Origin of the sequence: Arthrobacter koreensis (assembly GCF_035792275.1) — a bacterium.
GTDB classification, from domain to species: domain Bacteria; phylum Actinomycetota; class Actinomycetes; order Actinomycetales; family Micrococcaceae; genus Arthrobacter_B; species Arthrobacter_B koreensis_A.
This window is the reverse complement of sequence record NZ_JAMWKK010000014.1, coordinates 91,525-111,604: the sequence shown is the minus strand read 5'-3', so window position 1 is coordinate 111,604 and position 20,080 is coordinate 91,525. Positions and strand designations below refer to the sequence as shown.

Below are 20,080 nucleotides of genomic sequence, written 5' to 3'. Positions count from 1 at the left end.
CGCCCCCACAGCTGCCCCAACACCTAAGGAGAGCCCTTGAAACCGGTACTGCTGCTCGACATTGTGGGACTCACGGCGCAGTCGCTGCGCGATATGCCCAATCTGTCCAGGCTCGCTGCAGGAGGCTGGTCATCGGAGCTGGCCACCGTCCTTCCGGCGGTCACCTGCACTGTCCAGTCCACGATGCTCACGGGCCTGCCGCCGTCAGGGCACGGGATTGTGGGCAACGGCTGGTATTTCCGTGAGCTGGGCGAAGTGTTCCTCTGGCGCCAGCACAACAAGCTGGTCAGCGGGGAAAAGATCTGGGAGAGTGCCCGCCGCAAGGAACCGGATTACCGGGCGGGCAATGTCTGCTGGTGGTACGCCATGGGCATGTCCACGGACCTGACCGTCACGCCCCGGCCGATTTACCACGCGGACGGCAGGAAATCGCCGGATGCGTACATTCGTCCCCCGGAACTGCATGACGAACTGGTGTCCAGGTTCGGCGAGTTTCCGCTGTTCCAGTACTGGGGGCCGACCGCCGCCATCGCATCGACGCAGTGGATCGCGGAGTCCACCAGGCACATCATGCGGACCCAGTCGCCCGATCTGCTGATGGCCTACCTTCCGCACCTCGACTACGACCTGCAGCGCTTTGGGCCCAGCCATCCGCAGGCAGCTGCTGCGGCTGCCGAACTGGATGCCGCGCTGGCCCCCCTGCTGCAGGAAGCCCAGTCCCGTGGATACGCGGTTATCGCTGTATCGGAATACGGCATTGAAGAGGCGCACCTGCCGGTGGACATCAACCGCGTCCTGCGCAGGGAGGGCCTGCTGGAGGTCTATGTGCAGGACGGGAAGGAGCAGCTGGACACGTGGACGTCCCGCGCCTTTGCCGTAGCGGACCACCAGGTGGCCCATGTGTATGTTTCGGATCCCGACGACGTCGCGCGCACGGCGGAGATACTGCGGGGAACCGGGGGAGTGGACGAAGTCCTGGACCGGAACGCCCAGGCAAAGTACGGCCTGGACCATGAGCGGTCCGGTGAGCTGGTGGTGATTGCCGAACCCGGCGCCTGGTTTACCTACTATTTCTGGCTGGACGATGCGCGTGCGCCCGAGTACGCCCGCGGCGTGGATATCCACCGGAAACCCGGCTACGACCCGAGCGAACTGTTCTTCGACCCGGAGGACAGGCTGGCAAAAGCCAAGGCCGGCCTCAACCTCGTGCGGAAGAAGGCAGGGCTGCGCTACGCCATGAGCACGGTGCCCCTCGACGCCCGCCACGTCCGCGGTACCCACGGCAGGCTTCCGGGGTTCCGGGAAAGCACCCCGCTGGTGATCTCCTCCGAGCAGGCCATCCCCCCCTTTGCCGAGGAACTGCTGCGGCTGGGGAAACAGATTCCGGCAGCCGCAGTGAAGTCTCTTGTCCTGCAGACCCAGGGGCTGCCTGAATGACACCAAACTGACTTCTGTTTATCCAACAACAAAATGCTGTTCTGCCCGTGAATTGACCTTGGGCCATACTGTTCTGCCCTGATTTCACAGGGGTTTAGGAAACTTTTAGAAAGGGAGGCTTTGTTTTTTCAAACCACTAGCGGTTCCTGAATGCCTCAATTAGCGTTCTATCTGACCTGACACCGGCTGGTCCGGGTCCTCAATGGCGAGAAGAGAGAGAGCGATGACAGTCAAAAGACACGGGTTAGCGCAATCACCCGGGCATCAGGCGGATGCCAAAACCTCCGCCAGGCGTACACGGCGGGCCGGGGCAGCACTTGCACTGGCCGCGCTGATGGCAGTTTCCCTGGCAGCAGTTCCGGCGCAGGCAAAACCGAAGCCCGCTCCGCCCACTGCCCCGCCGGACTCCGCGTTCCAGAAGGTGACGCTTAATGACTACCCGGGCGAGCCCGTTGACCTTGCCGTGCTGCCCAACAGCGACGTCCTGCACACCACCCGCCAGGGGGAAGTGTGGCTCAATGACGCCGAGTCCGGGCTGAACACCCTGGCCGCAACGGTGGACGTCTATGAGCACGACGAAGAAGGCCTGCAGAGCATCGCCATTGACCCGAACTTCGGAAAGAAAGGCAACAACTGGGTCTACATGTACTACTCCCCGCCGCTGGACACACCGGTGGATGATCCTGCTACGCCGGGAATCAACGAGGGCGATGCGCCAACAACCGGTACGGCTGAAGACTTTGAGCCGTTCAAGGGCTACCTCCAGCTCTCGCGGTTCCAGTTCGACGGAAGCACCATCAACATGGACAGCGAACAGCGGATGCTGCAGGTTCCGGTGGACCGCGGAATCTGCTGCCATGTGGGCGGAGATATTGTCTTCGACGCCCAGGGCAACCTGTATCTCTCCACGGGTGACGACACCAACCCCTTCTCCTCCGGCGGTTACACTCCGATCGATGAGCGGCCGGAAAGCAACCCGGCGTTCGATGCGCAGCGCACTTCCGCCAACACGAACGACCTCCGCGGCAAGGTGCTTCGCATAACCCCCACCAAGGACGGCGGGTACACGATTCCGTCCGGCAATCTCTTTGCACCGGGAACACCCCAGACGCGCCCCGAGATCTACGTGATGGGACTGCGCAACCCGTTCCGCATTGAACTGAACCGGAAAACCGGGGAACTCTTCATCGGTGACTACTCTCCCGACGCCGGCACGGCTGACCCGCTGAGGGGCCCGGCCGGAACAGGCAAGTGGGCAGTGGTCACCGAACCGTCCAACTACGGATGGCCGTATTGCGCCACGGCCGAGCTGCCGTATGTGGACTACGACTTCGCCACCGGCACGTCCGGAGAACCGTTCAACTGCGCTGCACCCGTGAACGAGTCACCGCACAACACCGGGCTGCGCGAACTGCCCCCGGTGGCACAGCCCCAGGTCTGGTACTCCTACGGGCTGTCCCCGGAGTTCCCGGAACTTGAGACCGGCGGAATCGGTCCCATGGCCGGCCCGGTCTACCACTTCGACAAGAAGGCCAGCAAGGGACGGGCGCCCGTCGCCTGGCCCGAGTACTACGACGGAAAGTCCTTCCTGTACGAGTGGACCCGCGACTACATCAAGGCCATGACTACCAAGGACGGTGCGCTCGTCTCCATTGAGGACGTGGTGGATTCGCTCATCGTGGACAACCCCATGGACATGGAGTTCGGCCCCAATGGTGCGCTCTACGTGCTGGAATACGGCGACGGGTACTTTGGCGAGAACCCGGACGCCCAGCTCTCCCGCATCGACTTTATTGGCGAGGGCGGAAACCACACCCCCGTTGCCGTCGCCTCCGGCACTCCCACCGTGGGCATGTCACCGCTGACCGTCCAGTTCTCCAGCGCGGGAACCACGGACGCCGACGGCGACAGGCTGCGCTACGCCTGGGACTTCAACTCCGACGGAGTGGTGGACTCGCGCGAACCCAACCCCACGTACACCTATGAGGAGATCGGCACGTACACGGCCAACCTCCAGGTGACCGACCAGGGCGGCAAGCACCGGGGCAAGTATTCCTCGGCAGAGGTGTTCATCGAAGTGGGCAACCAGGCTCCGGTGGTGGAGTTCGTGACTCCCGTTTCAGGCCAGTCCTTCCAGTTCGGTGACACGGTCAGCTACGAAGTACGTGTGACGGACGACCAGCCGGTTGACTGCTCACGTGTCCAGGTCACCTACATCCTGGGCCATGACAGCCACGGACACCCGCAGACCACCACCACGGGCTGCACCGGATCCATCGTCACCACAGTGCCTGAAGGCCATGATCCCGCGACCGACAATCTGTCGGGCGTTTTCAGCGCCTCCTACACTGACTCGGGCGACGGCGGCACAGGTCCGCTGACCGGAACGGCGGAGGTTGTGCTGGTCCCCGGCAACTAAAGACCGTCTCCAACAGGAGCGACCCTAGACAAGGAACAGGAAAGGACCCCTGGGCCGGGAAACCGGTGCAGGGGTCCTTCTCCGTGGGACTACTGGCCTGCCGGCCGCTGCAGGAAACCGGCCGGGTCTGCCAGCAGCGGTTCGAAGACCAGCTCCGCGGCTCCGATCAGGATGGGGTCGTCACCCAGCGGGGCGAGCTCGATCCTCACGTTCTCCCAGGGCCCGCGGGTTCCGGAGCCGGACAGTGCTTCTTCCAGGGCGCCCGGTGCCGCGCGTACCAGGATGCGCAGGAACCCGCCCAGCACTACAACTGAAGGGTTGATCAGGCTCATCACCGATTTCAGCCCTACCGCCAGCAGCCCGGTTTGCTGCTGGATGACGGAGCGCAGCCGCTCATTGCCGGATCCGTCCTGAAGCTTCTCCAGGAGCGCTTCCTCAAGGTCCTCGATTTCTCCGGCCGGCAGGCCTACGGCCTCAACCAGGGCCGCTCGGGTGACCTCCGCTTCCAGGCAGCCGGCGGAACCGCAGGTGCAGGCTGCTCCGCCGGTGCGCACGTGGGTGTGGCCCAGCTGCCCGGCGAATCCGGTAGCCCCGCGGATCAGGCGTCCGTCGCTGATGACACCGCCGCCGATTCCGCTGGCCCCGCCGTACAGATACACCAGGTCTGCCACGCCCCGCCCGGCACCAAACGCGGCCTGGGCGCGGGCGCCCACAACGGCGTCGTTCGCTGAGAAAACCGGCAGGCCCATGGCCTCGCCCAGGCGGGAGCTCAGCGGTTCGTCCTGCCAGCCCAGATGCGGCGCATCAATAACTGTTCCGTCATCAGGGCGCACCAGTCCTGGGATCGCGAGGCCCACGCCCATGATCCGGTGGCCGGCCGGCAGGGAGGTGCGCATGCCCGCGTAGATGGCGGTCACGATGTTGACCACTTCCACGCCGGACGGGGCCCGGACGGTATGGAAGCGGACAGTATTAACGATGTGCCCGCCGAGCGAGACCAGGGCGACGCTGACGACGTCGACATCCGGGTTGACGGCCAGCGCCAGGGCAGCGGGGCTGGGCTCGATCATGATGCTGGGGCGGCCGTGCTGCTGCGCCGGATCCAGGTCGCTTTCCACCGCGAGGCCCAGCTGGGACAGCTCGCCGACCAGGGCGGCAATCGTAGACCGGTTCAGCCCGGTGGTGCGGGTGAGCTGCGCCCGGGAAATGCCGCCGGTGGAGTGGACAAGCTGCAGGACTGTGGAGAGATTGTGCTGGCGGCTCGAATCCCGGTTGCTGCCCAGGTACGTACGGGCAGGCGTCCTGCCCAAGGCTGAGTCAGTCATTCGGCAGGAGCCGCATTCCACGCAGACATATTCTTCCCCCGTAGTAGGTCCTTCTGGCGGACGGGCCAGAACCGGACTAGTTTCCCATAGTATTCCCGCTCCGGGGCGCCGCCCGCGGCAGCGGGTTCAGGGGGCGCGAAGCCCGGCGGTGAGCGAGAACATGAGGCTTTCCAGGCTCTCCGCCAGCTCCGCCGGAATCTCTTCCCCCAGTTGCTTCACGGCCGCCTGGGCGTGTTCGGATACCAGCTGGACGGCGTGTTCCCGGGCGCCGCACTCCGTGAGCAGATCCCGGACCTTCTGCACCTCTTCCGCCGTCATTTCGCCGCCGTCCATGAGCTCCGAAATCTCTTGCCACTGGGGTCTGGAGGCTGCGTAGGAGAGCAGGACTGTCCGTTTGCCTTCCCGGAGATCCCCGCTGTTCGTCTTACCCGTGTCCGCTTCGTCCCCGAACGTCCCGCGGACGTCGTCGGCAATCTGGTAGGCAATCCCGGCGTCGCGTCCAAAGGCCGCCAGCGCTGCCGCGGCAGAGGCAGCGCCTGCCAGCACCGCACCGGCCTGGAGCGGCGCCTCGAATGAGTAGACGGCGGTTTTGCGGCGGGCCACCGTCCGGACCTCCTCCGGCGAGGGCATGTCCGCGGCCCGGGCGAACTCGACATCCAGCAGCTCTCCACCGATCGAGGAGAAAACCGCGTGGTCCAGGATCGACCTGAGCTGGTTCCGGATCCCGCCGTCCGCTTCAACGCTTTCGTGGAGACGGTACGCCCCGGCAAGGACCAGGTCTCCGGCCAGCAGCCCGGCGGCCATGCCGGCATGCTGTGCGCTTTCCTCGGAGGCGCCCGCGCGCCGTGACTTGTTGGCGTAGTGCCCGGAGAGGTTGGGAACTCCGTGCCTGACTACGTCCCTGTCGATCACGTCGTCGTGGATGAGGAAGGCGTTGTGCAGGAGTTCATAGACGGCTCCGAGCCGCGCCGCCCCAGCAGGATCGGACCCTCCCAGCCGGCGGTAGGCGAGCAGCAGGAGGCGCGGCCGGAAGCGTTTGCCGCCGGCGGCGTTCCGTTCAATCGCCTCCCACAGGCTGAGGTAGGCCGGGTGAACGGAGACAGCCCGCAGCTTGGCTTCGGTGAAGAACCGGTCCAGCACGTCTTCGACCAGTTCCAGCCCGGCGTCGGTTTCCAATGCGTACTCTGCGTCAAGGAATTTCACGGGTGCGTGCCCTCTGCTTCGTTCCTGGTGCCCGGCTGGTCTGCCCGCCGCCGCGGGCGGCTATCCGCCCCGCTTGGACGGCCTCCTGGAAGCGAAGCGCTGCTGCAGCAGGACCGCGACCACGATGATCATGCCCTTGACGATTGCCTGGACGGAGGTGTCCAGGTTGTTCTGCGTGAAGATGTTGGTGAGCGTGGCGAAAATCAGCACGCCCAGGACGGTGCCCATGATGGTGCCGCGTCCGCCGATCAGCAGGGTTCCGCCCACAACGACGGCGGCAATCGCGTCGAGTTCCAGGAGCAGGCCGTGCGTGGAGGTGCCGGCAGTTGTTCGTCCGAGCATCATGACAGCGCCAATGCCGGCGAAAAGTCCGGACAGGACGTACAGCGCTACCAGGTGCCGCTTGACCTTGACGCCGGCAAGCCGGGCGGCTTCCCGGTTGCCGCCGATGGCAACGGTCCTTCGCCCGAACGTGGTGCGGTTCAGCAGGAACCAGCCGACGGCGGCGGCCAGGATGAAGATCCACACGAGGACCGGAATGCCGAGGAACTCTCCCCGCATGACCTTGGAGAAGTCCCGATTGGTGACGATCTGCGTGCTGCGCCCGGAGATCAGCTCCGCGAGTCCCCGCGCGCCCACCAGTGTGGCGAGGGTGGCGATGAAGGCAACAACGTTTCCGTAGGCGATCACCACACCGTTTAGCAGTCCGACTCCAGCGCCGACTGCAAGAGCCACCAAAACCATCAGCAGCCACGATGACTGCGCTGCCGCGAGCTGCACACTGGTGAGGCTGGCGACCACGGTGGCCAGGCCCAGGACCGAGCCCACGGACAGATCGATACCCCCGGCCGTGATGACGAAAGTGACGCCAATGCTAACGACGCCGAGGATGGACGCGTACCGCAGGATGGTGAGCCAGTTCTCCACATTGAGGAACCGGTCACCGCTGGTGACGGCGCCGACGGCGACGAGCAGGCCGAGTGCGAGGACCAGCCCGAGGCTGCGTCCGGCTGAACCGCCCAGGGCATTCCTGAGCGGGTTGGGCCGGGCCTCGGTGCCGCCGGGCGGGGTGTTGGTCGGATCAGCGACCGTGGTGTTTGGCTCGCTCACGCGGCACTTCCCTTCATGATGAGATCGAGCACGCCATGCTCGTCAATGTCGCTTGGATTGGTTTCGGCCAGGACGTTGCCGTCATCGATGACGAGTACCTTGTCAGCGAGTCCCAGCACTTCTTCGATTTCGCTGGAGACGACGATGATGGCTGTCCCGCCGGCCGCGAGCCTGCGGATCAGGTTGTAGATCTCCGCCCGCGCGCCGACGTCGACGCCGCGGGTGGGTTCGTCGAGCAGCAGCACCGGGGTGCCGTGGACCACCCAGCGGGCCAGGAGGATCTTTTGCTGGTTGCCGCCGGAAAGCGTGCGGGTGGGCCGGTCCGGATCCGCCGGACGCAGTTCCAATGCGGTGATCTGCTCCCGTGCTGCGTCCCGCTCCGCCTTTTCATTGAGGTAACCGGCGCGTGCGAACCGCTCGAACGTGGACAGCGTGACGTTCTTGAACAGCGGCTCATCCAGGATGAGTCCCTGGCTTTTCCGTTCTTCCGGGGAGAGGCCGATTCCCGCGTTGACGGCTGCGGGCACCGAGCCGGGCCGGAGCCGTTTTCCGTTGACCGAGATCCTGCCCGAGGTAGGTTTCCGTACTCCGCAGATGGTTTCCAGGATCTCCGAACGCTTGGATCCGACCAGGCCTGCCAGGCCGAGGATTTCCCCTGCCCGGATAGTGAAACTGACTTTCCGGAACTCGCCCTGGACTTCAAGGTCCTCCACGTCCAGGACGACCGGAGCGTCCGGGGCAATGGGCTGCCGCGGCGGAAAGACGTTCTCTACGTCCCGTCCCGTCATCAGCCGGACAAGCTCCGACCGTGAAGTCTCCGCGACCTGAAGCCCGCTGGCAGTGCTCTTGCCGTCCTTGAGGACGGAAATCCGGTCGCCGATCTGGCGGATCTCTTCGAGCCGGTGGGAAATGTACACCACGGCGATGTTCTGGGAGGTGAGTTCCCGGATGACGCGGAAGAGGTTGGCCACTTCACCGGAGTCGAGGATGGCACTGGGCTCGTCCATGATGATGAGCCTGGTGTCGCGGGAGAGGGCCCTCGCCAGGCTGACAATCTGCTTGTTGGCGGCGGACAGCGACCCCACCTCGGCCGAGGGAGAAAGCCGGCTGTGCCCCAGCCGCTTCAGCAGCGCCCGGGTCAGGGCGTTGGCCTTCCGGACGTTCAGGATTCCTCCGCGGGCGTTCTCGTGGCCCAGGAAAATGTTCTCCGCGACGGTCAGGCCATCCACCACATCCAGTTCCTGGTACATGGTCGCGATGCCAAGGCCCAGTGCTTCCGTCGGATGCGGGAGGGATACCTCCTGTCCCTCCCAGAGGATCACCCCGCCGTCCGGTTCATGCACGCCGGAGAGGGTCTTGATCAGGGTGGACTTGCCGGCACCGTTCTGGCCCATCACACAGTGGACCTCTCCCGGGAGCACCTGCAGGTCCACGCCCTTGAGTACCTGTACGTCGCCGAAATGCTTCGAGAGGCCGCGCACCTCGAGCAAAGGGGGCTGATCTTCATCGAACATGTGAGGAACCTAACACATTATGTCGGCAGTCGGTATAAGGTCGTCGATTATTTCCAATCTTCTGTTATTGTGATGCGAGTCACGCAAAGTTGCGGCTTTCAGAGGCGGCCGTATCCGAAGACAAAGACGCAACAGAGACGCAGAGAAGACGGCTAGAAGACGAATAAAAGACGCAGCAAAGACGCACTTACTCAATGAGGAGACACAGATGCCTGCAGTTCTTAAGAAACGGAAAATGCTCATCCACGCCGGTGCCTTCCTTGCTGTGGGCGCCTTGGTAACGGGGTGCACCTCCGAAGGCGGAGACACCGACAGCCAGCCCACCAACGCCTCGGTTGAGGGCAACCAGGCCGAGGGCGACACCGTCGTCATCGGTTTTTCGGGCCCGGCCGCAGACCACGGATGGCTCGGCGCCATTAACAGCGCTGCCCTTGCCGCCGCAGAAGACCTTCCGGACGTTGAGCTGCGGGTCGCGGAAGGCACCAACGACGCCAACCTGCAGATCAGCCAGGTTGAACAGTTCATTAACGACGGCGTCGACGCCATTGTGCTGCTGCCGACCGACGGCGCCGCGCTGACCCAGGTCGCCACCCAGGCCACGGAGGCCGGCATCCCCGTGATCAACGTTGACCGTGAATTCTCCAGCCCGACCGCAGCCCGTGCCACCGTCCTCGGGGACAACTACGGCATGGGCGTGAGTGCCGGCAACTACATTTGCGAGCGGCTCGATGGCCAGGACGACGCCGTCGTCGCGGAAATCGCCGGAATCGACTCCCTGCCGCTGACGCAGGACCGCAGCCGCGGCTTCGCCGACGCACTCGAATCCTGCGGACTCGAGGTCAGCAACCGCGTAGCCGCGGACTTCACCGTCCAGGGCGGGGAGGCAACGACGTCGCAGCTTCTCTCCGCTGCCCCGGAGATCGACGCCATCTGGAACCACGACGACGACCAGGGCATCGGCGTGCTGGCCGCCATCGACAACGCAGGCCGGGACGAGTTCTTCATGGTTGGCGGCGCCGGATCGGCAAACGCCATGCGGGAGATCCAGTCCGGTGAAAGCGTGCTGGAAGCCACGGTGATCTACCCGTCCACCCAGGCAGCAGACGGAATCCGCCTGGCCCGGCTGATCGCGCAGGAAAAGGCGATGAGCGACCTGGTTGAAGTTGAGGTCCCCAAGCGCATTGTCCTGAACGCGCCGGTTGTCACCAAGGAGAACGTCGAGCAGTACATGCCGACTGCCTTCGAATCCTAGGAACGATGGGCGGGGCGCCTGAACAGGCGACGGGCGCCCCGCCGCTGCCGCTGAGCTTTTCAACCGCCGGATAAGAGGAAACATGCTGAACGAAGTCTCGCCCCTGAGAGTTGCCATGATTGGCCACGGGTTCATGGGTGCTGCCCATTCACAGGGATGGCGGGTTGCCCCCCGGTTCTTTGACCTGCCTGCAGCTCCGGAAATGACAGCCCTTGTAGGGCGCGACGCCGCGCGGGCGGAGGCAGCCGCCCGCAAATGGGGGTGGGAGGAGACTGAGACAGACTGGCGGGCGGCCGTTGCCCGGGACGACATCGACGTCATAGACATCGTTACCCCCGGCGCATCCCACGCCGAGATAGCCATCGCAGCGCTCGAAGCCGGCAAGCACGTGCTGTGCGAGAAACCCCTGGCCAACACACTGGAAGAGGCAGAGGCCATGGCGGCAGCTGCCGAGGGCGCGGAGGGCCGGGCCATGGTTGGCTTCACCTACCGCAGGGTGCCCGCGGCATCCTTCGCCCGGGACCTGGTTCAATCCGGTGCCATCGGCGAGATCCGGCAGGTACGCGCCGTCTACCTGCAGGACTGGCTGGTAGATCCCGAGGCTCCGCTGACGTGGCGGCTGCAAAAGGACGCCGCCGGTTCCGGTGCGCTGGGAGATCTGGGCGCCCACGCCGTCGACCTGGCGCAGTTCATCACCGGCCAGAAGATCACGGCCGTCAGCGGCACCCTTAATACCTTTGTCCACGAGCGCCCGCTGCTGGGCGAAGCATCCGGGCTGGCCGGTACGGGAACGGACGAGCGGGGGCCGGTCACCGTGGACGACCTCGCCCTCTTTAACAGCCGGTTCGACGGCGGCGCCATGGGCTCCTTCGAAGCGACCCGAATGTCCACCGGAAGGAAAAACGCCCTGCGGGTGGAGGTGGCCGGCTCCCGCGGCGCCGTCAGCTTCGACCTCGAGAAGATGAACTCCCTGGGCTTCTACGACGCGACGGCGCCGGCAACCCGGCAGGGATTCACCGACATCATGGTCACCGAACCCGAACACCCCTACATGTCAGCCTGGTGGCCCACCGGACACATGCTGGGCTACGAGCACGGCTTCACGCACCAGGTGAAGGACTTTGTGGAAGCCGTCGCCGCGGGCCGCCAGCCGGAACCGTCCTTCGCCGACGGACTGCAGGTGCAGAAGGTCCTCAACGGGGTCGAACGCAGTGCGGCAAACGAAAGTATCTGGACCAAAACCGAAAGCTGACCCGGCCCGGACACAGCGGTCCGGCCAACACCGAGGAGAAATTCAATGGCACGCAATTTCACCCTGTTTACCGGACAGTGGGCGGACCTTCCGTTTGAGGAAGTCGCCCGGCTGGCCTCCTCCTGGGGGTACGACGGCCTGGAGATCACGGTTGCCGGAGACCATCTGGACGCCTGGCGCTGGGACGACGAGGACTACGTCGGCGAAAAGCTTGAGCTGCTGGAGAAGTACAACCTCAAGGTGTGGACCATCTCCAACCACCTCAAGGGCCAGGCTGTCTGTGACGATCCCATCGACTTCCGCCACAAGGCAATCGTGGGTTCAAAGGTCTGGGGCGACGGCGACCCGGAAGGCGTGCGGCAGCGCGCAGCTGAGGAAATGAAGAACACGGCCCGCCTGGCCCGCGCCCTCGGCGTGAAGACGGTGGTCGGGTTCACCGGCTCCTCCATCTGGCAGTACGTGGCCATGTTCCCGCCGGTTCCGCAGAGCGTGATCGACGCCGGCTACCAGGACTTCGCGGACCGCTGGAATCCCATCCTGGACGTCTTCGACGAATGCGGTGTCCGGTTTGCCCACGAGGTCCACCCCTCGGAAATCGCCTACGACTACTGGACCACCAAGCGTGCCCTCGAAGCAGTCAACCACCGCCCGGCCTTCGGCCTGAACTGGGACCCCAGCCACTTCATGTGGCAGGGCATCGACCCCGTGGGTTTCATCTACGACTTCAAGGACCGGATCTACCACGTTGACTGCAAGGACACCCTGCTGAACCTCAGCGGACAGCGGACCGTGCTTGGCTCCCATATGCCCTGGGGCGACCCGCGGCGCGGCTGGGACTTCGTCTCCGCCGGGCGGGGGAGCGTCCCCTGGGAAGCGAGCTTCCGCGCCCTGTCCGCCATCGGTTACGACGGCCCCATCTCCGTGGAATGGGAAGACGCGTCGATGGACCGCCTGCACGGTGCCCCCGAAGCGCTGGAGAGGCTGCGCGCCTTCGACTACCCGGCGCCGTCGGCCTCCTTCGACGCCGCGTTCGGCACCGGCGACTAGCGCGCCCGGCGGCCCTAGGACCAGCGCCGCTCCGGGTTGCCCACCTCCGGCCGGGACCGCGCAGCTCCGGGCTGCGCGGCCCAGCGGACGGCGTTGGCTATGACCCGCTGGATATCCGGGTGGTGGTAGATCGGATAGTCCTGGTCGCCGGGGCTGAAGTAGAAGATCCGGCCCCTGCCGCGGGTGAAGGTCAGGCCTGAGCGGAACACCTCGCCGCCTTCGAAGTTGCTGATGAACAGCAGGTCATCCGGTTCGGGGACATCGAAAAGCTCACCGTACATCTCGCTGCGCGGCAGGTGGATGGGGTTGGGAACGCCGTCGGTAATCGGGTGGGACGGCTTGACCGTCCACACCAGCTCGCGCTCGCCGTCATTCCGCCACTGCAGTGAGCAGGTGGTGCCCATCAGGGACGTGAAGATCCTGGAGAAGTGTCCGGAGTGCAGCACCAGCAGGCCCATTCCACCCAGGACGTGGCGGTGGACCCGCTCAACCACCTCGTCGGACACGTCGCCGTGCGCCTTGTGCCCCCACCAGAGCAGGACGTCCGTGGCGGCGAGCCGCTCCTCGTCCAGGCCGTGCCCGGGATCGGAAAGGACAGCGGTGCGGACGTCGGAGCCGGGAAAGAAGCTGCCCAGCGCACCGGCAAGGGCTCCGTGGATGCCTTCCGGATAGTCCGCGGCCATGGACTCGGGCTGGTTCAGCGCCTCGTGCACGCCTTCGTTCCAGACCAGGACGCGCACCTTGTCCTCGAACTGGACGGCGGGAATTTCGGGGCGGGCCATCAGACCTCCACCTCCCGCTGCTCGGCGGCAGAGCGGTAGCAGGCGTCAATGACGCGGGCCCGGCTCAGGGCCAGGGACCCGTCATGGGCTCCCCAGACCTCCGGTCCGCCGCGGACCGCGGCCAGGAAATCACCGATCACCGCCTGGTGGCCGGCACCCGGGGAGACTTCCGGGGTCCAGTCCGCGTTGTGACCGTCCTTCTCGGTGAAGACACGCAGGTCAGCGACCGGATTCTTGGAGGCGCCGACGGCGGTCAGGCTGGCGCCGCCTTCGGTTCCGTACACCTGGAAATCCAGCAGGTCCTCCTGCTCCCGGTAAGCTGCCCAGCCGGTTTCCAGCACCAGGGTTCCCCCGCCTTCCAGCCGCACGAACGCGCTGGCGAAGTCCTCCACCTCGAAGGCGGACTGGGTGGCCATGGCCGAGTACTTCTCATCGCCGCCGCGGCCGTGGCGGCCCAGCTCGGAGTACGTGGCGGCGGAGACGGAGAGGACCTTTGGCTCGCCGAGCAGGTGCAGGGCATAGTCCAGGACGTGGACTCCCAGGTCCACCAGCGGTCCGCCGCCGGACATGTTCCGGTTGGTGAACCAGCTGCCCAGCATGGGGATTCCTGCGCGGCGCAGCCAGGACGCCTTCGCATAATAGGGGCGGCCCAGGTCGCCGGCTTCGATGATCCGGCGCAGGGTCATGATGTCCCCGCGGCGCCGGTGGTTGAACGCGACGTCGAGCACCCTGCCCGCCTGCCGTGCGGCGTCGACCATTTCCTGTCCTTCGTCCGCGTTGCGGGCGATCGGCTTTTCGCTCAGGACATGGAGCCCGCGGCCGAGGGCCGCCACGGTGATGGGAGCGTGCAGGAAGGTGGGCACCGCAACGCTGACGGCGTCGAGCCCGTCCAGGGCCACCAGGTCCTCCCAGTCCGCAAACGCGTGCTCAATGCCGTACTGCTGCTGCAGTTCGTCCCGCACGGGAACTTCCAGTCCGGCCAGGGCAACAATCTCCACTCCGGGTGCGCCGGAAAAGGCTTCCAGGTGCTGCTGTCCGGCCCAGCCCAGGCCCACCACCCCCACCTTCAGCGGCCGGGCGTCCGGAGTGGTGCTGGTTGGCGCGTGGCTCACGAGGTGTCCTCCATTGGTTGTTCCCTGTCCGGCTGCGCGGAATCCGATGCCGGGATTCCTGCTCTGGCTAGCGGTTTCGCTGGCTTTGGGGGCATTGGGTGACTGACAGGTTTGCGCGGGACCGGGGACAGTGTCAATGCTTTTGCGTGGGATCCGGCACCAGTCACTGGAAACCCACAGGGCACATTGACAACAGCAGGCGCAGCAGGTGGTTTTCGGCCCGGCGGGCCGGACGCCCCCGTATCCAGAAACGGAAACCTCCGCTAGGCTCGCGGCGCATGGAGATCATTGAGTATCGTCCCCGCCCGGACCAGCTGGTTTACACCTTCGGTGGTGCTGAGCCGGTGATGCGGATCAAGCCGGGAACCGCGCTGAAACTCTGGTCGGAGGACGCGTTCAACAATGCGCTGACCTCCGTGGAGGACCTCTCCAGCGAGAAGGTCAACCTGAACTTCGTGAACCCGCAGACCGGTCCGTTCTATGTGGAAGGCGCCGAACCCGGTGACACTCTGGCGCTGCACATCGCCCGGCTGCTCCCGGCCCGGGACTACGGCGCTTCCGCCACCATTCCGTTCTTCGGCGGCCTGACCAGCACCGACCGCACCGCGTTCCTGCAGGATCCGCTGCCGGACACCACCTGGATTTATCACGTGGACTCCGCCCGGCAGACCGTGGGGTTCTCTGCCCGGTTCGGGGACTTCGACGTCGCCCTGCCGCTGGAACCGATGCTCGGCACCGTGGGGGTAGCCCCGCCCGGCGGCGAGGTCCGTTCCTCGCTGGTGCCCGAGCGTTTCGGCGGCAACATGGACGCCCCGGAAGTGAAGGCCGGCACCACCGTGTACCTCGGCGTGAACCAGCCCGGGGCGCTCTTTTCGATTGGCGACGGGCACTACCGGCAGGGCGAGGGCGAAGCGTGCGGCACCGCCGTCGAAGGCGCCATGCACTCAACGATCCTGGTGGAGCTGATCAAGGGCGGCGCACCGGCCTGGCCGCGGCTGGAGACCGACGGCGAGTGGATGGCCGTGGGCTCGTCCCGTCCCATGGAAGATTCCTGGCGGATTGGGCAGGTGGAGATGGTGCGCTGGTTCGGTGAGCTGTTCGGCCTGCACCAGATGGACGCCTACCAGCTCCTCACCCAGACCGCCCAGGCGCCGATCGCCAACGCCGTGGACGCGAATTATTCAGTGGTCGTCAAGGCCCGCAAGTCGCTGTTCCCCAGGGCCGATGCCTACGACGGCCTGCACGCCGACCTGCGCCGGCGCAGCGCAGAACTTTTCTAGGAACTAGGAGCGGTCATGGATCTTCAGCTGAGCGGCAAGACGGCGCTGGTTACCGGCGGAACGCGGGGGATCGGCCGGGCCATTGTGGAGGCCTTCGCCGCGGAGGGCGCGAATGTTGCGTTTTGCGCGCGGGATGCCGCGGAGATCGCCGCCACCGAGGCGGACCTCGCTGACAGCGGCGTGAAGGTGGAGGGCGCCATCCTGGACATGGGCGACGGCGACGGCGTTGCCGCCTGGGTGGACGACGTCGCCGGGCGCTTCGGCGGGCTGGACGCGGTGGTGAGCAACGTGAGTGCGCTGGCCATTCCGGACACTGCTGAAAACTGGGAAGCGAGCCTGCGGGTGGATCTGATGGGCACGGTCCGGCTGATGCAGGCGGCGATCCCGCATGTGCGCCGCAGCGAGTCGCCGTCGCTGGTGGCGATCTCCAGTGTCTCCGGCCGGGAGGTGGACTTCGCCTCCGGACCGTACGGAACTGTGAAGTCCGCGCTCATCGCCTACATGGCCGGTCTGGCGTTCCAGCTGGCGGACTCCGGGATCCGCGCCAACACTGTCTCGCCCGGCAACACTTATTTCGACGGCGGCGTCTGGCAGGGACTTGAGGCCGGTTCTCCGGAGATGTTCAGCGAGTCCCTTGCCCTGAACCCCACCGGCCGGATGGGTACTCCGCAGGAGACCGCCGACGTCGTCGTGTTCGTGTCCAGTCCGCGTGCCTCGCGGATGACCGGTGCGAACGTGCTGGTGGACGGCGGGCTGTCCCGCGGGATCCAGTTCTAGCCGGATCAGCTGTGCGCCGGTTCAGCCGTGCGCCGGTTCGCCGGTGACCTGGTGGTCGGCGAGGTTGATGGTTTCCTGGATCAGCCGGACCAGGTGTCCGTCGTGCAGGGAGTAGATGACGTGGCGGCCGTCCTTCCGGGCGTCAACCAGCCCGCTGAGGCGCAGCTTGGCCAGGTGCTGGCTGATGACAGTGCGCGGCGCGGTGCCGGCGTCGACCAGCTCGCTGACGGTCTTGGGCCCGCGGGACAACTGCCAGAGCAGATGCAGCCGGGTGGGTTCGGCGAGCAGCCGCAGCGTGGCGGCGCCGGCAGCGAGCAGCTCCGGATCCGGGGTAACCCGGTGGGTCAGGGAGCCGGGAGCCTCGACGGCGTCACGGGGCGGTACTTCCGGCTGACGGCTCAAGAATCTGCTCCTTGCTGGCGGGGTCCTCGCGGGGAACGGATCCGCTGCGAGGCCAGGAGGTGAAAGCTCCTGCAGCTCCCAGTATCGCAAGAACGGTCAGTGCCAGGGCAGCCGGGCCCAGTCCGGCGAACGCGCCGAGCCATCCGGCCAGCGGGTAGGCCACGATGTAGCAGGCGTGGGAGAGGGAGAACTGGGCCGTGAAGACATACGGGGCCGTGGTATCGTCGGCGGCATCGCGCAGCAGCCGGGCGGACGGGGTGAGGATGGCTGAGTTGGCCGCACCGATCAGGAACCACAGACCCAGCAGTACCGGCCACGTCCAGTCCGAGGTGCCGGCGAAGCTCAGGGCGGTGACCGCGGCGAGCACAACGGGTATCAGCACGGCGCCGGAGAGCATGACGGTGCGGTCCCCGAGGCGCTCCAGCGCCCGGGGAGCGGCGAGGGCGACGGCCATGGAGCCCGCGCCGAAGCTGCCCAGTGCCAGGGCGAGGTCAGCGTCGGTGAGCCCCAGGACGGTGCGGACGTAGACCACTGAGTTGACCAGGATCAGCGCCGTGGGCGCCGCGACCACCAGGTTCAGCGCCAGCAGGGACCGCAGCCGCGGGGTGCGCCAGAAGATCCGCATGCCCAGAGTAGTCCGGTGCCACAGCGGGCCCGGTTCACCGCCGTCGTCCGCGGTCCGCCGGGGCAGCCGGTTCACCGCCACCAGTGCTGCGGAGCACAGGAAGCCGGCTACGGTGCCGACGAACAGATTGTTGTAGCTGACCACCGTGAGCAGCAGTGCCGCCAGCGCCGGACTCACCAGTGCCTCCAGATCATAGGCGAGCCGGGAAAGCGACAGTGCGTGGGTGTACTGGCGCTGATCCGGCAGGACCTGCGGAATCAGCGACTGGAAAGCCGGCGTGAACGTGGCCGAGGCGGCCTGCAGCAGGAAAATCAGCACGTAGACCTGCCAGATCTCCGTGATGAAGGGCAGGAGCAGGGCCATCAGCGCCCGGACGATGTCCGCGGTGATCAGCACCGTCTTCTTCGGCAGCCTGGACACCAGGGCGTTGATGACCGGGGACAGGCCCACGTACGCCAGCATCTTGATCAGCAGGGCGGTGCCCATCACGGCGCCGGCGTTACTGCCCGCCAGATCGTAGGCCAGCAGGCCAAGGCCCACGGTCAGCAGGCCGGTCCCGAGCAGGGCAATGACCTGAGCAGCAAAGAGCCGCGAGTACGTTGCGTTGCGCAACACCGAGAGCATGGACTGTCCTTTAAGTGCATATGTGCGATTACGTGCACATATAGGATAGCACACGATGGCGGCGCGCGGGTTCGCGGGCGGGCTGCTGCGGACGGGGCAGGGGCTAGCGGCGCACCGGATAGCGCAGGTGCAGCACCCGGGTGCCCGGCAGGACCACGTCCGGGTCGTCGAGCAGATGTTCGGCGTTCACGGCACCGAAGTAGCGTTTGCCCTCACCGAGCACCACGGGTGCGACGTCCATCCGCACCTCATTCACCAGCCCGGCAGAGAAGACCTGGCCGCCGACGTCGCCCGCCGACACCTCCACGATCCGGTCCCCGACCAGCTCCTGGGCCCGGATCATGGCCGGTTCGATGCCGTCGGCGAAGCTGAACGGCGCCTCCGGGTTCCAGTCCTCCGGCGGCGGGCGGTGGGTAACGACGACGACGTGCGGCACCCCGCCGGGCGGTTCGCCGCCCCAGCCGTCGGTCAGGTCGAACACGTGCCGGCCGACGATGGTTGCGCCGATCGAGTCCCAGTACGGGCGGGTGTGGTCGTAGGAGGAGCCAGCCCGGGACGCGACGCGGGCCGGCTCCGCGCCGGTGTTCCCACGTTCCGTGAAAGAAGTTGCCTCGAGGGATCACTCTCGCACCACGAGTAACGGAGGGTGGGAGAACCGGCTGGCCCGGGGCGGGCCCGGACAATTCCGCTCCGGTAGGTCCGGCTCCGGGGCCCGCAAACCGGAGCAAAACGTGAAAACCGGAGTAGAAAGCCCAAACCGGAGCAAAACGAAAACGGGAGGGACAGCCAAAGCTGTCCCTCCCGCCGTCGTAATCCAGCTAGACCTTAGAGCTGCGAACCGACCTTGAAGTCGGTCTCGTCGCCGCGGGTGTAGGAGAAGCCGTCAGCGCCGATGGTCACTTCCATTTCGGAGGAGTCGGTGCGGGTGACGATTTCCTGCGGGTTGCCTTCCAGGTCCAGGACCAGGGAGGCCTCGGTGTACCAGGACGGAACAACCGGGTTGCCCCACCAGTCGCGGCGCTGGTTGTCGTGGACGTCCCAGGTGATGGTGGGGTTGTCCGGGTCGCCGGTGTAGTAGTCCTGGGTGTAGATCTCGATGCGGTGGTCGTCCGGATCCAGGATGTAGAGGTAGAACGCGTTGGAGACGCCGTGGCGTCCGGGGCCGCGCTCAATCCGGTCGGAGATGCGCAGGGCGCCCATCTTGTCGCAGATCTGGATGATGTTGTGCTTCTCGTGCGTGGCGAACGCAACGTGGTGCATGCGCGGACCGTCGCCGCCGGTGAGGGCGGTGTCGTGCACGGTGTCCTTGCGGTGCAGCCAGGCAGCGTAGGTGGTGCCCTCGGAGTCCTTGATGTCCTCGGAGACGCGGAAACCCAGGTTCTCCAGGTAGGCGCGGCCGCGGGGAACATCCGGGGTGACCTGGTTGAAGTGGTCCAGGCGCACCAGCTCACCGGCGGAGTAGAGGTCGTAGCGCTGGGTCAGGCGCTCCACGTGGTCAACGTGGTAGAAGAACTCGTACGGGAAGCCCAGCGGGTCCTCCACGCGGACGGAGTCGCCCACGCCCTTGGTGAAGCCGTTGGCCCGGCGCTCGGTGCGGCAGCCCATTTCCTTGTAGTACGCCTCGGCGATGTCCACGTCTTCCGGGGTGCGCACGCGGTAGGCGAAGGACGCGACGGCGGCGACGGGTCCCTTGCGCAGCACCAGGTTGTGGTGGATGAACTCCTCGAGGGAGCGCAGGTAGATGGCGTTCTCATCTTCCTCGGTCACGTGCAGGCCAAGGACGTCCACGTAGAACTCGCGGGACTTGGCCAGGTCGGTGACCACCAGTTCCATGTAGGCGCAGCGGACAATGTCCGGCGGGTTGATGGACGGCTTGGGAATGGGGTTGGCGTTCATGGGTTCTCCTTCGAACAGAGCAG

Annotated in this window: 16 protein-coding genes and 1 pseudogene; 7 read left to right on the top strand and 10 right to left on the bottom strand. The window is 66.0% G+C overall.

The features are described 5' to 3' along the window. The first annotated feature begins 36 nt into the window (after positions 1-36). Both NGB94_RS13990 and NGB94_RS13985 read left to right on the top strand, forming a co-directional pair. The gene (locus NGB94_RS13990; protein WP_325791284.1) at positions 37-1,437 is read left to right on the top strand and encodes an alkaline phosphatase family protein; all 1,401 of its coding nucleotides are present in this window, start codon (positions 37-39) and stop codon (positions 1,435-1,437) included. A gap of 334 nt (positions 1,438-1,771) precedes the next feature. Beyond that, entirely contained in the window at positions 1,772-3,856 is a 2,085-nt protein-coding gene (locus NGB94_RS13985) for a PQQ-dependent sugar dehydrogenase (RefSeq protein WP_325791283.1), read from the top strand. A gap of 89 nt (positions 3,857-3,945) precedes the next feature. On the opposite strand, the gene NGB94_RS13980 is transcribed toward NGB94_RS13985, so the two are convergent. The 4 genes from NGB94_RS13980 to NGB94_RS13965 all read right to left on the bottom strand — a co-directional run bounded on the left by NGB94_RS13980 (position 3,946) and on the right by NGB94_RS13965 (position 9,008). Then, complete coding sequence (locus NGB94_RS13980) at positions 3,946-5,181, bottom strand: ROK family protein (protein ID WP_325791282.1); 1,236 nt, start codon at positions 5,179-5,181, stop codon at positions 3,946-3,948. Positions 5,182-5,307: 126 nt separating this feature from the next. After that, positions 5,308-6,384, bottom strand: a complete 1,077-nt coding sequence (locus NGB94_RS13975) for a polyprenyl synthetase family protein (RefSeq protein WP_325791281.1) — start codon at positions 6,382-6,384, stop codon at positions 5,308-5,310. A 60-nt stretch (positions 6,385-6,444) separates the two neighbouring features. Then, positions 6,445-7,494, bottom strand: a complete 1,050-nt coding sequence (locus NGB94_RS13970; protein ID WP_418910656.1) for an ABC transporter permease — start codon at positions 7,492-7,494, stop codon at positions 6,445-6,447. After that, complete coding sequence (locus tag NGB94_RS13965; protein WP_325791280.1) at positions 7,491-9,008, bottom strand: sugar ABC transporter ATP-binding protein; 1,518 nt, start codon at positions 9,006-9,008, stop codon at positions 7,491-7,493. Before NGB94_RS13965 ends, NGB94_RS13970 begins: the two co-directional genes overlap by 4 nt. Positions 9,009-9,216: 208 nt before the next feature. On the opposite strand from NGB94_RS13965, the gene NGB94_RS13960 reads away from it, so the two are divergent. From NGB94_RS13960 to NGB94_RS13950, 3 genes are all read left to right on the top strand, one after another. After that, entirely contained in the window at positions 9,217-10,260 is a 1,044-nt protein-coding gene (locus NGB94_RS13960) for a substrate-binding domain-containing protein (protein WP_325791279.1), read from the top strand. Between the two features lie 115 nt (positions 10,261-10,375). Beyond that, positions 10,376-11,512: a Gfo/Idh/MocA family oxidoreductase gene (locus NGB94_RS13955; protein WP_325791302.1), complete on the top strand. Its 1,137-nt coding sequence runs from the start codon at positions 10,376-10,378 to the stop codon at positions 11,510-11,512. A gap of 45 nt (positions 11,513-11,557) precedes the next feature. Continuing rightward, positions 11,558-12,559 carry a sugar phosphate isomerase/epimerase family protein gene (locus NGB94_RS13950; protein ID WP_325791278.1) on the top strand — a complete coding sequence of 334 codons (1,002 nt, stop codon included), beginning with the start codon at positions 11,558-11,560 and terminating at the stop codon, positions 12,557-12,559. Positions 12,560-12,573: 14 nt separating this feature from the next. Here NGB94_RS13950 and NGB94_RS13945 read toward each other — a convergent pair whose 3' ends face one another. Together NGB94_RS13945 and NGB94_RS13940 are read right to left on the bottom strand one after the other, a co-directional pair. Then, a complete protein-coding gene (locus NGB94_RS13945) occupies positions 12,574-13,341 on the bottom strand; it encodes a ThuA domain-containing protein (protein ID WP_325791277.1) in 768 nt (255 codons plus the stop codon). Next, positions 13,341-14,453, bottom strand: coding sequence for a Gfo/Idh/MocA family oxidoreductase (locus NGB94_RS13940; RefSeq protein ID WP_325791276.1), 1,113 nt, complete (start codon positions 14,451-14,453; stop codon positions 13,341-13,343). Before NGB94_RS13940 ends, NGB94_RS13945 begins: the two co-directional genes overlap by 1 nt. Positions 14,454-14,731: 278 nt before the next feature. Between NGB94_RS13940 and NGB94_RS13935 the strand changes: the two genes are divergently transcribed. Further along, complete coding sequence (locus NGB94_RS13935) at positions 14,732-15,733, top strand: acetamidase/formamidase family protein (RefSeq protein WP_325791275.1); 1,002 nt, start codon at positions 14,732-14,734, stop codon at positions 15,731-15,733. Between the two features lie 15 nt (positions 15,734-15,748). Further along, positions 15,749-16,510: an SDR family NAD(P)-dependent oxidoreductase gene (locus NGB94_RS13930; RefSeq protein ID WP_325791274.1), complete on the top strand. Its 762-nt coding sequence runs from the start codon at positions 15,749-15,751 to the stop codon at positions 16,508-16,510. Between the two features lie 21 nt (positions 16,511-16,531). On the opposite strand, the gene NGB94_RS13925 is transcribed toward NGB94_RS13930, so the two are convergent. The 4 genes and pseudogenes from NGB94_RS13925 to hpaD form a co-directional block, all read right to left on the bottom strand. Beyond that, a complete protein-coding gene (locus NGB94_RS13925) occupies positions 16,532-16,912 on the bottom strand; it encodes a metalloregulator ArsR/SmtB family transcription factor (RefSeq protein WP_325791273.1) in 381 nt (126 codons plus the stop codon). Further along, positions 16,881-18,161: an MFS transporter gene (locus tag NGB94_RS13920; RefSeq protein WP_325791272.1), complete on the bottom strand. Its 1,281-nt coding sequence runs from the start codon at positions 18,159-18,161 to the stop codon at positions 16,881-16,883. Before NGB94_RS13920 ends, NGB94_RS13925 begins: the two co-directional genes overlap by 32 nt. Before the next feature lie 103 nt (positions 18,162-18,264). After that, positions 18,265-18,705 (bottom strand): annotated as a pseudogene (locus NGB94_RS13915) (dihydrofolate reductase); the annotation flags it as partial. Between the two features lie 281 nt (positions 18,706-18,986). Beyond that, positions 18,987-20,057 carry a 3,4-dihydroxyphenylacetate 2,3-dioxygenase gene (gene hpaD / locus NGB94_RS13910; protein WP_325791271.1) on the bottom strand — a complete coding sequence of 357 codons (1,071 nt, stop codon included), beginning with the start codon at positions 20,055-20,057 and terminating at the stop codon, positions 18,987-18,989. Between the last annotated feature and the right edge of the window lie 23 nt (positions 20,058-20,080).

Excerpts from the sequence above, each read along its gene's own strand:
- NGB94_RS13985 (WP_325791283.1), top strand. The coding sequence starts at position 1,772 with ATGGCAGTTTCCCTGGCAGCAGTTCCGGCGCAGGCAAAACCGAAGCCC.
- NGB94_RS13980 (WP_325791282.1), bottom strand. The coding sequence starts at position 5,181 with ATGACTGACTCAGCCTTGGGCAGGACGCCTGCCCGTACGTACCTGGGC.
- NGB94_RS13965 (WP_325791280.1), bottom strand. The coding sequence starts at position 9,008 with ATGTTCGATGAAGATCAGCCCCCTTTGCTCGAGGTGCGCGGCCTCTCG.
- NGB94_RS13960 (WP_325791279.1), top strand. The coding sequence starts at position 9,217 with ATGCCTGCAGTTCTTAAGAAACGGAAAATGCTCATCCACGCCGGTGCC.
- NGB94_RS13955 (WP_325791302.1), top strand. The coding sequence starts at position 10,376 with ATGATTGGCCACGGGTTCATGGGTGCTGCCCATTCACAGGGATGGCGG.
- NGB94_RS13950 (WP_325791278.1), top strand. The coding sequence starts at position 11,558 with ATGGCACGCAATTTCACCCTGTTTACCGGACAGTGGGCGGACCTTCCG.
- NGB94_RS13945 (WP_325791277.1), bottom strand. The coding sequence starts at position 13,341 with ATGGCCCGCCCCGAAATTCCCGCCGTCCAGTTCGAGGACAAGGTGCGC.
- NGB94_RS13935 (WP_325791275.1), top strand. The coding sequence starts at position 14,732 with ATGGAGATCATTGAGTATCGTCCCCGCCCGGACCAGCTGGTTTACACC.
- NGB94_RS13930 (WP_325791274.1), top strand. The coding sequence starts at position 15,749 with ATGGATCTTCAGCTGAGCGGCAAGACGGCGCTGGTTACCGGCGGAACG.
- NGB94_RS13920 (WP_325791272.1), bottom strand. The coding sequence starts at position 18,161 with ATGCTCTCGGTGTTGCGCAACGCAACGTACTCGCGGCTCTTTGCTGCT.
- hpaD (WP_325791271.1), bottom strand. The coding sequence starts at position 20,057 with ATGAACGCCAACCCCATTCCCAAGCCGTCCATCAACCCGCCGGACATT.